At 32.6% G+C, this 12,330-nt stretch carries 12 protein-coding genes; 4 read left to right on the forward strand and 8 right to left on the reverse strand.

The window, feature by feature from the left end; all coding sequences use genetic code 11:
* Positions 1-25: 25 nt before the first annotated feature.
* Positions 26-1,708, reverse strand: coding sequence for a DUF262 domain-containing protein (locus BHU68_RS11165; RefSeq protein WP_216092577.1), 1,683 nt, complete (start codon positions 1,706-1,708; stop codon positions 26-28).
* Between the two features lie 15 nt (positions 1,709-1,723).
* Positions 1,724-4,357: a DEAD/DEAH box helicase gene (locus tag BHU68_RS11170; protein WP_069470257.1), complete on the reverse strand. Its 2,634-nt coding sequence runs from the start codon at positions 4,355-4,357 to the stop codon at positions 1,724-1,726.
* Between the two features lie 105 nt (positions 4,358-4,462).
* Between BHU68_RS11170 and groES the strand changes: the two genes are divergently transcribed.
* The 3 genes from groES to BHU68_RS11185 all read left to right on the forward strand — a co-directional run bounded on the left by groES (position 4,463) and on the right by BHU68_RS11185 (position 7,436).
* A complete protein-coding gene (groES, locus tag BHU68_RS11175; RefSeq protein ID WP_069470256.1) occupies positions 4,463-4,753 on the forward strand; it encodes a co-chaperone GroES in 291 nt (96 codons plus the stop codon).
* Positions 4,754-4,776: 23 nt separating this feature from the next.
* On the forward strand, positions 4,777-6,435 hold the full coding sequence (groL, locus tag BHU68_RS11180; protein WP_069470255.1) for a chaperonin GroEL: 1,659 nt from the start codon (positions 4,777-4,779) through the stop codon (positions 6,433-6,435).
* Positions 6,436-6,512: 77 nt separating this feature from the next.
* Entirely contained in the window at positions 6,513-7,436 is a 924-nt protein-coding gene (locus BHU68_RS11185) for a LysR substrate-binding domain-containing protein (protein WP_069470254.1), read from the forward strand.
* Here BHU68_RS11185 and BHU68_RS11190 read toward each other — a convergent pair.
* Both BHU68_RS11190 and BHU68_RS11195 read right to left on the reverse strand, forming a co-directional pair.
* Positions 7,433-7,855 (reverse strand): HI0074 family nucleotidyltransferase substrate-binding subunit, encoded by a 423-nt coding sequence (locus BHU68_RS11190; protein ID WP_069470253.1) that lies wholly within the window; start codon positions 7,853-7,855, stop codon positions 7,433-7,435. The genes BHU68_RS11185 and BHU68_RS11190 overlap by 4 nt on opposite strands.
* Positions 7,846-8,151, reverse strand: coding sequence for a nucleotidyltransferase family protein (locus BHU68_RS11195; protein WP_069470252.1), 306 nt, complete (start codon positions 8,149-8,151; stop codon positions 7,846-7,848). The genes BHU68_RS11190 and BHU68_RS11195 overlap by 10 nt, the downstream gene beginning before the upstream one ends.
* A gap of 52 nt (positions 8,152-8,203) precedes the next feature.
* On the opposite strand from BHU68_RS11195, the gene BHU68_RS11200 reads away from it, so the two are divergent.
* Positions 8,204-8,803, forward strand: a complete 600-nt coding sequence (locus tag BHU68_RS11200) for an aminotransferase class IV (RefSeq protein ID WP_069470354.1) — start codon at positions 8,204-8,206, stop codon at positions 8,801-8,803.
* On the opposite strand, the gene BHU68_RS11205 is transcribed toward BHU68_RS11200, so the two are convergent.
* The 4 genes from BHU68_RS11205 to tolA are packed head-to-tail and all read right to left on the reverse strand — an operon-like array spanning position 8,764 to position 12,328.
* Positions 8,764-9,318 carry a hypothetical protein gene (locus BHU68_RS11205; protein WP_141699463.1) on the reverse strand — a complete coding sequence of 185 codons (555 nt, stop codon included), beginning with the start codon at positions 9,316-9,318 and terminating at the stop codon, positions 8,764-8,766. The genes BHU68_RS11200 and BHU68_RS11205 overlap by 40 nt on opposite strands.
* 3 nt (positions 9,319-9,321) lie before the next feature.
* Entirely contained in the window at positions 9,322-9,912 is a 591-nt protein-coding gene (pal, locus tag BHU68_RS11210; RefSeq protein WP_069470250.1) for a peptidoglycan-associated lipoprotein Pal, read from the reverse strand.
* 13 nt (positions 9,913-9,925) lie between these two features.
* Positions 9,926-11,230, reverse strand: coding sequence for a Tol-Pal system beta propeller repeat protein TolB (gene tolB, locus BHU68_RS11215; protein WP_069470249.1), 1,305 nt, complete (start codon positions 11,228-11,230; stop codon positions 9,926-9,928).
* Between the two features lie 3 nt (positions 11,231-11,233).
* A complete protein-coding gene (gene tolA, locus BHU68_RS11220; RefSeq protein ID WP_069470248.1) occupies positions 11,234-12,328 on the reverse strand; it encodes a cell envelope integrity protein TolA in 1,095 nt (364 codons plus the stop codon).
* Between the last annotated feature and the right edge of the window lie 2 nt (positions 12,329-12,330).

Here is a 12,330-nt window from a genome sequence, read left to right on the forward strand (position 1 = left end):
ATTTTATAATATCATAATTTCTGAATTAATCCACTCGCCAAGTTTTAACCGCTTGTTTTGCCAGCCAAGTTTGGTAATGGTATAGCGTGCCTAAATCCCAACTATCATATTCAGCTACTTTTTTTGCCAAATTAAAATTCGTCTCTAAGTAAGCTGATTTTTTAGTGGCAAAATCAGCTCGTTTTAATTCATCTTTTTCCAGTAACACCATATTACCAAGGCGATCTGAAATATCAAAAATACCTTCGCCAAAGTGTTTATGCCATTCTTGTTCTGGATTGTATGGACAAATATGTTCTAATCTGACATCTAAATAATTTAATGATCTGCCAAAATTGTTCTCTATTTCTACCAATAAAAATCGCAGTTTTTTCGATGATTGCCTGCTTGGTAATTTAAAATATTCAAAGGCACTTTTAAATGTATTGTCATCAGGATACAAACTTTTAAATTCATCACAATTTTTTATGTGACTTGCCCTAGTATAAGTACGGTCAAATACTTTCATTGCAATTTTATTGTAAGCATTATCCTGTTCATTCGGTGAAAACCGGCAAACCACATTATAGCGAATAGATAAAATATAAAGATACTTCAATAGCTTAATGAGTTCTTGGTCTGCAAACTTACGATAAATTGCTGCCATTAACATAGAAAAGGGTTGTTTTATCTTAAATAATTTAAAGCCTTCCAAATAATGTATGATCTTCTCTTTTTCATTACTATAAGTGTTCCACCACTCATCATGTGGCTTCAAAAGTGCAGCATAAACTGGCGCATAATCTCCCAGAGATTTTAAATAATGACTAGCATCTATTGGTTTTGTGACAATTTGTTGTATTGACTTAAAAAGTCCTCTTTTTGATACCAGTGGCTTTTGTATATTATGATGGTAACTTATGAAATCCGTAAAATTATTTTCACCTAGTTGGCTAATGATTACAGACCAGTCTTCATCCAGCTTATTTAAATGATTATCTGTTACATCATCATTCTGGGTTAATGTTGAAAAAATATGATTTTTTAATAAATCTGGAGTTGATAGTTGAATGCCTCTTGCATTCAGAGTTTCAAATATTTTATAGGCGTTAATACTGTCTTGAGTGATTATTTTTGTGAAAAATATTTTATCTGCTAATTTTTCTATGAATATAGCCAATTCTGTCGCATTTTTGCTTGTAAATTTACTCACAAAAAAATCAAAAGCAGTATTCAGCAGTACATTGGTTTTACTTAATCCTATCTCTTTTAAGGTTTCTAAATTCGATGCTATCTTACTAAAATGTCGATGATTATTTCTATTCAGTGATAGTTTGTTTTCTACTATTAAGGTAATTGCACTTTTTGTTCCTAAGAAACGGTCACTCCATACTGCTAACCTCTGCCTATTTTTTTCTTTATCAATACCATCATTTATGAAATATTGTATTATTCTCATTACAGCAATAACAATTAAAGACAATGTTATCAGTCGTTGCTGCCCATCAATAATCTCAAATTCGTGTTCACCTGTCTTTAGCAACACGATATAGCCCATATAGTGAGAATCTTCTTTATCAAGTGCTTGGATATCAATCCATAAATCTTCCCACTGTTCCTGATCCCATGCATAATCACGCTGAAAACGAGGAACTTTGTATTTAGTGCCGTTACTAAAAAGTTCAGCAAATGTCTGGTTGGATGGTGGCATTAACATAAAATTGCTCATGATATGGTTTCCTTTTTAATTAACAAACACATCCACCACTTTTTCATCTAAGCTAATTATATATTTAGTTGTAGATTTAGTATAAATATTGATACTTTGATGGCGTAAAATCTCTGTATTTTGTTCAATATAATTTGCTTGCTTAAATAAAATTTGTTCTATTTCCGCCGCTTTAAATTTTTGAGTATTAGCTTTAATTTGTTTATCTTCTAATGTTGTCTCTAGTCGTTTTATCTGTTCTATTCCCTCAATATCTGGTATCAACAAAATTAGATAATCCTTAGCGCGGCTAATAGCAACATTTAAAATATGTTGCTTATTCAAAATTATGTTTTTGCTTATGGTTTTTGGAGGATTAAATACGCTTAAAATAATATCAAATTCATCTCCTTGAAATTTATGGATAGTTCCTATCAATATCGTTATATTTTCATTAATATCATATTGCGCATTAATCATCTTTTCTATTAAATTTGCTTGGGCTAAATATGGACAAATTATTCCAATTTTCCATTTCGCTTTTTGCTTTTTACATTCTGCAACTAGAGACAAAGTTAATTCTAAACACAGTAAAGCGGAATAAATATGATAAGTACTATTTTTATTTAAACTATGCGGCTTATATAACTGATGTTTCTTTTTGATTGGAAATTTTATGACGCTGATTTCAGTTAAATTCACGCCATTAAACTTTAATGGTTTTTGAGACGCTGCTTGTCGATGATGGCTGATTAATCCATTATAACTAAATTTACTAAACAAGCTACCAATAGCAGGAAGGCTGCGATATTGTCGCATTAATGAAGTTTTGTTAGATTTAAATTTTTTTAATTTTAAAAAGCTATAAATATTTTCATCCTGCCACTCCTTGGCTAAAACTACAGGCGGAATTTGAAATGGATCACCAGCAATTATAAATTTACTAGGTTTATATAACACATAAATAATTTGCGCTAACATTATCATTGAAGCCTCATCAAATATAACAATATCCCAATGATAATCCAAGCTATGATCATATAAAAATTTAGCAATTGTAGTAACAACAATAGATGATTTACTAGAATCATACTTCTTAGCTTTAACTGCCTCAATTTCTGTATCTGAACTTATACCAATACGAATTAGCTTTTTACTTATTTTATTACTAGCAAACTCTATAGTTTTTTTAACTAACAAATCTGCCGCTTTATTGGTAGGAGTCAAAACTAAAATTTTTTTATTCTGCTCAGCTAAAGGAATGATTTTTTCTTTAACTAAAAACGTTGTTTTACCAGTTCCCGGTGGACCATAAATAAACTCAATATCAGAATAAAAAGTTTCTTGTAAGTTATCTTGACTATTTAATTGTTGAAAAGCAATTTTTAATGATTCCCAGATAAAACTTTTATCAAGTAAATTTTCCAAATTCAATAAATCATTAAACCATGCAACACTATATTTCTCAGTTACAGCAATACGAGATTGAAGTGTTTCAATTTGAGATTGTTTTGCTATTCTTTCTGTAAATTGCTTTTCTAAAAGTACTAGTTTACTACTTTTAGCACTAGCAATTTTTAACTTCTCAATTAAAATTTTGGCAGCATAACTATTTGTGTTATAACTAGAATTTAAGTCTGCTAATTTAATATCATTAGCTTTCAAACACTGCAAATCTTGATTATAAAGCCATTCCGTATCGCGTAAACTGATTAAAAATTTAGCATCAAAATAATAATATTTGTTATCGCGATAAAACCAATTATATTGCCCTTTAAAAATTTCCTTACCTTTTGCTGCTACAATTTTATTTAATAATAATTGCCATAATAATTTAGACTTATCAAAATTCATTGTCGCTAAAAAATTATTTAATCCTTCTAAATCATAATCATAACTATATTCAATCAAATGAGAATAATCATTGCTGCAATATCCTTGATGAATATCATGTCTTTCCAGTGCTGATAATTCTGTTTTTATTTTAATCCGTCGAGGTAAGTCAGAAATGCCTAAACCCTTGAAAAAGTTCTTTAAAATATTTTTACCATATAAATTGAAAAAGGCAGAATAAAACTTATCGTTTAAAAAATAAACACTTGGATAATCCTGAAAATAATGAGTTAAACTATTGCAATAAATCTCGCTTGCTAACAATAATTTATCTGCATAACAAAAAGGATATTTTTGTAATTGTTGTAGATAACTAAATTTTTGTTGCGGTGATGAAAGACTTAAAAAAGATTGCAAAATTTTTTCAAAATCATTAAAAATAACAGCCTCTGATATATCCTGTTCTGTTTTATATTTAGGCAATATATAATATTGAATTTCATCATGTTCTTGTGGAGTAGTCAAACCTAAGTCCTTTAAAAAGTGTAAAGTTTTTTTATCTTGTATAAAACAATCTTTAATTGTCGGATATTCTAAATCATTGTTATTAGGTAAATATGCTTGTATATGACCAAGGCGATTATAAAAAGAGACTATTTCATTAGTAGTTAAACGTAAAATTGGTTTAGTTTTCAATAAAAAAACAATTTTAGTATTAGATAAATAATTCTCATTTAATATATAAATATAAAATCTTATTAACCAGTCATCAGTCTGATCCTCAATCCAAGTCCTATTAATACCGCGCAAAAAATTCTCAAAACTTCTATTAATCATTTAAAAAATAAAATTTATTACAAATAAACCTTGAGATTATAAATGATGTCCTTATACATAGCACCAATTAAAGCTCAGTAAAAAATTTTTAACATAGGAACATATATGCAAATTCGTCCTTTACACGACCGTGTGATTGTGAAACGTCTCGATGAAGAAAAAGTCAGTGCTGGTGGAATCGTAATTCCTGATTCAGCTACCGAAAAACCTGTACGCGGTAAAATATTAGCCGTTGGTAAAGGTAAAATTATGGATAATGGCGATGTACGCCCTCTTGATGTTCAAGTAGGTGATACCGTGTTATTTGGTAAATATGCCGGCACTGAAGTCAAAGTTGATGGTGAAGAATTACTAGTTATGCGTGAAGAAGACATCACGGGTATCATTGAAGCTTAATAATAATAAAAGGATAAAATCAAATGGCCGCTAAAGAAGTACGTTTTGCTGATGATGCTCGTCAAAGAATGCTCCAAGGTGTTAATATTCTTGCTGATGCAGTTAAAATAACCCTAGGTCCTAAAGGACGTAATGTAGTATTAGATAAATCTTTTGGTGCTCCTACCATTACTAAAGATGGTGTTTCAGTAGCTAAAGAAATTGAATTAGAAAATAAATTTGAGAACATGGGCGCACAGATGGTTAAGGAAGTAGCTTCCCAAACCTCTGATAAAGCTGGTGATGGTACTACTACTGCTACCGTATTAGCTCAAGCTATTGTAAAAGAAGGTTTAAAATCAGTTGCCGCTGGCATGAATCCTATGGATTTAAAACGTGGGATTGATAAAGCTCTTATTGCTGCAACTGAAGAACTTAAAAAATTATCTAAACCTTGTACTGATGAGAAAGCAATTGCTCAAGTAGGTACTATTTCTGCTAACTCTGATAAAGTTATCGGTGATATCATAGCTCAAGCTATGGAAAAAGTAGGTAAAGAAGGTGTTATTACCGTTGAAGAAGGTTCTGCCTTAGATAACGAACTTGATGTTGTTGAAGGTATGCAGTTTGATCGTGGTTACTTATCACCATATTTTGTTAACGATCAACAAGCTATGACAGCAGAATTAGAAGCTCCTTTTGTTCTGTTACATGACAAAAAAATCTCTAACATTCGTGAATTATTACCTATGTTAGAAGCTGCCGCTAAAGGTAGCAGATCTTTATTGATTATCGCTGAAGATATTGAAGGTGAAGCTCTTGCAACTTTAGTACTTAACAATATTCGTGGTATTGTTAAAGTAGCTGCTGTTAAAGCTCCGGGATTTGGTGATCGTCGTAAAGCAATGTTACAAGATATTGCTATCTTAACTGGTGGGCAAGTAATTTCTGAAGAAGTTGGTTTAAGTTTAGAAACTGCAACTGTTGAATCTTTAGGTAGTGCTAAACGTATTACTATTTCTAAAGATACTACAATTATTATTGATGGTGCTGGTGAAGCTCAACAAATCAGTGATCGTGTAAATCAAATTCGCAGTCAAATTGAAAGCGCAACTTCTGATTATGATAAAGAAAAATTACAAGAGCGCGTTGCTAAATTAGCTGGTGGTGTTGCAGTAATTAAAGTTGGTGCTGCTACTGAAGTTGAAATGAAAGAAAAGAAAGCTCGTGTTGAAGATGCTTTACATGCAACTCGCGCTGCTGTAGAAGAAGGCGTTGTACCCGGTGGTGGTGTTGCTTTAGTACGTGCTTTAAATGGATTTACTGATCTTAAAGGCGAGAACCATGATCAAGACATGGGTATCAAAATAGCTCGTCGCGCAATGGAAGAACCATTACGTCAAATCGTGAAAAACGCCGGCGAAGAAAGTTCAGTTGTTTTAAACCAAGTTGCACAAGGTGAAGGCAATTACGGTTATAATGCTGCAACTGGAGAATATGGTGATATGGTAGAAATGGGTATTTTAGATCCAACTAAAGTTACTCGTTCAGCCTTACAAAACGCTGCATCTATAGCAAGTTTAATGATTACTACAGGAGCTATGATTGCCGATTTACCTAAAGACGAACCAGCAGCAATGCCGGGCGGAATGGGTGACATGGGCGGCATGGGCGGTATGGGCGGTATGGGCGGCATGATGTAAATCACATCTTCCCCTTTTTTCTCCCTCCTCCAATAAACCTGACAGGTTTTTAAAACCTGTCAGGTTTTTTTTACTTCATGAATATTACCCTTAAACAATTACGTTATTTAATCGCTGTTGCAGATACATTACATTTTGGTAAAGCGGCAGAAAATTGTTGTATTAGTCAACCAGCATTAAGCTTACAAATTCAATCACTGGAAGAAAATTTAGGAATCTCATTAATAGAACGCAATAAGCAGCGAGTGTTAATAACGCCTTTAGGCAATGAAATTATTCAACGAGCGCGATTTATTTTAGGTGATGTGAATGAATTAATTGAAACTGCACAATCCAATTGTGAGCCGCTTACAAATCCTCTATCTTTAGGCGTTATTCCAACGATTGGTCCATACTTGTTACCAAAGATATTACCTAAATTACGCCAAGCCTATCCAGATTTATCCTTAATCTTACAAGAAGAAAAAACCTATTTATTATTACAGCGGCTACGTGAAGGGCAATTAGATTTAGCCTTATTAGCTTTACCAATTGAGATTGGCGATTTAATGAGCCAAGACATTGCAGAAGAACCATTTGTAGTAGCAATGCCAAGCAAACATCCGCTCTGCAAACAAAAGGTAATTACTGAAAGTACATTAGCAGAACAACAAGTATTGCTATTAGAGGATGGGCATTGTTTACGACAACATGCACTATCAGTATGCAAACAAATGGGAGCTAAAGAACAAACTCAAGTACAAGCAAGTAGCTTAGGAACACTAACTCAAATGGTAGCCAATGGTTTTGGCATCACCTTATTACCAGTAACTAGTTTAACTAGAGAAGCATATCAACAAAATGACTTAGAAATACGCCATTTTAAACCACCAATACCAAGCCGGCGTTTAGGCTTTGTCTGGCGACGCACATCAGGCAGATTAAAAGAATTTCAGATATTGATCAATTTTTTTAAGCCATTGGTAGAGCGAATAATTGAGGAAAATAATCGGGATTATTAAACATCAGTTAATCGCTGTTCTACTAATTTTTCCAGTCTTTTGAAAAAACTTGCATACTCAGACATTTTAACTAAAGTTTGTTGATAAGCTGCTTCATCATAACGATGACTTAGTGTGTTTCTGTCATTCAGTGCTTGTATCCAAAGTAAATAATCATCTTCATTGATATAGCCAGCAGTATAATAAGCTTTGATGGCTTGCTTTGGTGTTTTAGTATCTACCGCTTCGTGTTTGAGAAGCAATGTTTTAATTAATTTCCAGCTTTGTTCTGTGACAATTTCAAATTTTTGCACCAAACCATTTTCCAAGCCATCAATAAGACGTGGATCCAGCACTCCTTCTAAGAGTTTATAATCCACATTTGCTAGATAGTCAAAACCTTCTAAACTTTGTTTAAAAACTTTTAGTTTTAATTCCATGGAATAATTTTCTTCAGGGCTTGCTGTTTAAACTGTTCGGAAACTTTTGAAAAGTCAACCAAATCAACATCATAAGGAATAAAAGACTCTTCTATTATTTCCTGTAGTTTTGCAATGGTTGTATGATCCAACGGTTTTTGAGGCAAAATACCAATATCAATATCTGACGCAAAACCGGCTGAACCATTTGCCCTAGAACCAAACAGAAAAAATTTACTAGCAGTTGGCAATTGGTTTTTGAGTAATTGTTTTAAATAAGTTTCACTGTTTTGATAAAGTATTGTAGCATTATTCATAATGCTATTATTATATCATATATTGACTCTTTTTATAACTAGTACAACCAATATGTCAAATCAACAATTTTTATTAGAAACCATCAAAATTATCAATGGAATTCCACAACATTTAGAATTTCATAACCAGCGTCTAAATTATACCAGACAACATTTTAACAGCCAATCGAATACCATTGATCTAAAACAATTTATTGTTGCTCCATCAACAAATGGTATTTATAAATGTCGTGTTATTTATTCAAATACAATTGAAGATATTCAATATAGTAGCTACACAGATAGACAATTTAAAACCTTTCAAACTGTTATAGCTAATGATATTAATTATCAATTTAAATACTTAAATAGAGACGCTTTAAATCAATTACAGGCAGGAGCAAGAGGAGCAGATGATATATTAATCATCAAAAATGGATTTATAACAGATACATCAATTGCCAATCTTGCATTTTATGATGACAAGAAATGGATTACACCAACAACACCCTTACTAGAAGGTACAACGCGAGCGCGACTGTTAAAACAAAAAAAAATAATAGCAGCACCGATAAGACTAGAAAATATAAAGAAGTATTCTAAAATGGCACTAATGAATGCCTTACTGGGATTTTATATAATCAAACAACCAATCATCAATAAAACTGGATAAATCCATTGCCATACAGGCGGTGATTTCGTTTCTGCTATTTCTAAACTAACTAATGGAGTGGTTTCAGCATGATCCAATATTTGTATAAATAAATTGCTGACAGTTTCAGTTATGTTTTTGATAGGGTTGACTTGAAGTTTTTGCACAGATTCTACAGTTTCAAAAATTAGACTCAGTCTAACTGCGAATCTTTCAGTCTCAAAACCTAGTTTTTTAACTGGATATAACCACCACAATAAAGCAGCAACCAGTTGTTGAATTGAAGTGGTAAACATTAATAAATGAGACGCTAAAACAATAATTATTAAAACAGCAAGATTATGGAAAGCGTGTAGAACTAATAAAGATAAAAAAAACCAGCGTAAACGCATTAACAATGGCAAAACTGAAGAGAAACTACAATAACACCTAAATATTACCAAAAACAATGGTACTACAACAATAAAAAACCAATTGCTTATTGTTAAACCAATAAGCAATAAAATAAAACAAGCAAGTCGTATAATTGGATCCAAGATTTAAGGATAAACCAACTCAACTCTACGATTTTTCCGCCATGCTTTTGCTGTATGCTCTAAAGCAATTGCTTGTTCTTCACCATAACTTAAAATAGAAATTTGATTTTCTATAACGCCTAATTTCAATAATAACTCTTGTGTAGTCTTCGCACGCCGCTCACCTAATGCTAAATTATATTCGCGTGAACCACGTTCATCAGTATGCCCTTCTAAACGCACGAAACTATTAGGATTTTTTTTCAAAAAACTTGCATGAGATTGTAGAATCTTACGATCCTTTTCTGTTAAAGTACTTTTATTGAAATCAAAATAAATTATTCGTTGACTAGGAATGCCGCTAAGACGCTGATTTGAACCTTCATTTGTGAAATTTGGAAAATTACCAGCTGCCAAACTAGTACCATTTCCAGTATGCACTGTTGCTACTGGAAAATTAGGTTGCATTGAAGGGCGTTGTGGTTTAAATAGCGGTGGCGGTATCCGTGATGCCTGTTGAGCTTTATTGCTTTTTTTCACTAGCGGTTTTTTAGCACAAGCTGTTGATATAACAACAGTTAAAAATATTAATAATACCGTATGCCATATTTTCATTGAAAATCTCCTATTATTGTGTAAAAGGTGACCATGTTGGTTCACGCACTTCACTTATTGGTATAGTTAAACGCTTTTGTATTTTACCATCAACTGACACTGTAGCAAGTTCATTGCCAGTTGAATATATTATAACTTCTCCATTAGGTGCAAAACTAGGTGAATCATTGAATTTAGTGTTACTAACAATTCTTAACTTTTTAGTTTTTAAGCTTAAAACAGCAATTTGATATTGACCTTTTTTTTGATGTAAAAAAGTTAATTTACTACCATCCGGGGAAAACCTAGCGCGTGCATTATAACCTCCTTTAAAAGTTAAGCGTCGTACTTTGCCACCATTCACTCCAACACGATAAATCTGAGGTTTTTTCTTATAACGATCAGATGTAAATACAATTGATTTACCATTTGGTGCCCATTCAGCTTCAGTATCAATAGCTTTATTTTTAGTTAAACGTTTGAATTTGCGTTTTTTTATGGTATATATATATATTTCTGGGTTATTATCTTTTGATAAAGTTAAGGCTAAATATTGACTATCAGGAGACCATGCAGGAGCGGCATTCAAACCACGATATGCTGAAACTAAGATCTGTTTACCAGTACTAATTTCCTGTATATAAACCGCCATACGTTTACGTTGAGCGATATTGCTATAAGTGACATAGGCAATACTTTTTCCATCTGGAGACCAACGGGGTGAAAAAATCGGTTCATTTGACCTTAACATTAATTGGGGATTTTGCCCGTCTACATCTGAAATTGATAGATGATATTGTGGTTTTTGACCATTTTGTCGATGTACACTCACATAAGCAATACGTGTACTAAAAATACCACGTTTTCCTATAATTGCATAATAAATATCATCAGTTATCTTATTTGATACTTGTTTTAAAGTTTGAGTAGTTGCTTGATAGGCTAATCCGATTAGACGCTTCTGATCATAAACATCAAATAATTCAAATTCTATTTTATAATTTCCAGTCGTATTGCTAATCGCTCGTCCAATAACTAAATAAGGAATATTCATAGCCTGCCAACGGGCAAAATTAACTTGACGAGCATAAAAAGGTTGCTCTGGTAATTTTTTTCTAGCTAAAGGATTAAACAGCCCACTACTTGTTAAATTTTTAGAAATAATACCAACAATATTTTGAGGTAATGATTGCATTCCAGTTTGTTGAGCAAAAGGTACAATGGCAATAGCTTTTTTTCCGTTATCTTCTTTGCCACCTACAATGTCTATATTTAAAATAGCATAGCTATTGCTTATGAATATAAAATAACTTATAAATAAAAATATTATTTTTAGCATGGTTTATTTGGGTCTAAAAGTAAATTTAAAATGTTTAAAAGTATCACTTAATTCAGCAGGAATAGGTAATGGTGATGAACGGCGTATAGCTACGACTGCTGATTGATCAAAAACTTTATCGCCGCTACTTTCACTGACAATAACAGAGCTAATAACCCCGTTACTCTTGACACGCAATTCTATAACACAAGAAGTATTATTATTAGCACCCCTAGGGCGTATCCATTTACTCAAAACTTGAGTTTGAATGTTTTTTACTGTCGTTTTAATCAGTGTTTTACGATTTTTAGCCTTATCTTCATCCAATTTTTTACGTTCAACAAGTTTCTTTTTTTCATCTTCTTCCGCTTGTAATTTTTTCTCTTCAGCGATACGACGAGCGCGTTCTTTAGCAAGTTGAGTCTGTCTTTTTTGAGCTAAACTACGAGCGCGTTCAGCTCGCTTAGCTGCTTGTTTACGTTCTCGTATTAAACGAGCACGTCTAGCAGCACGACGTTGTTTTTCTCTAGCTAAACGAGCGCGTTCAGCCGCATCACGCCTTTGTTTTCTAGCTAATAAAGCCAGTTTTACCGCTTCACGTTTTTTCTCTTTAGCTATACGAGCTTGTTCAGTTGCCTCATATGCACGTCGCAGTTTTTCTCGACGCTTTAAACGTGCCATTTCTGCTATTTGACGACGTTTTTCTTCGGCAATTTTAGCTAAACGAGCTTGTTTTTCTAACTTACGTCTTTCAATTTGTTCGCGTTTAAACTTTTCCAATGCAGCCGCTTCAGTTACTTGACGTTGCTTAATTAAGGCTAAACGCTGTACTTCTAATTGCTTTTGTTGACGTAATTCATTTAAAGCTTGTCTTTTATCAATTAAGCTCTGTTCCAATTTTGTTATAGGTACAGAAGTTTTTTCATTATTTTTAATCGTAGCTAACCATTGCTCCTCATTCATTGCAACTGCTTGCATAACCGGTTGTTCTGGTTCAGGAGATGAAGGTGATATTTTTATTTCTGGTATCTTTTGCCATGTTATACTTATAACTAAGATAGCGAATAATAAACCATGAATAACTATCGAATTAAAAAATGAAATAAATTTATCCCACATTT

It is taken from the genome of Candidatus Marithrix sp. Canyon 246 (assembly GCF_001723685.1).
Taxonomy (GTDB): Bacteria; Pseudomonadota; Gammaproteobacteria; order Beggiatoales; family Beggiatoaceae; genus Marithrix.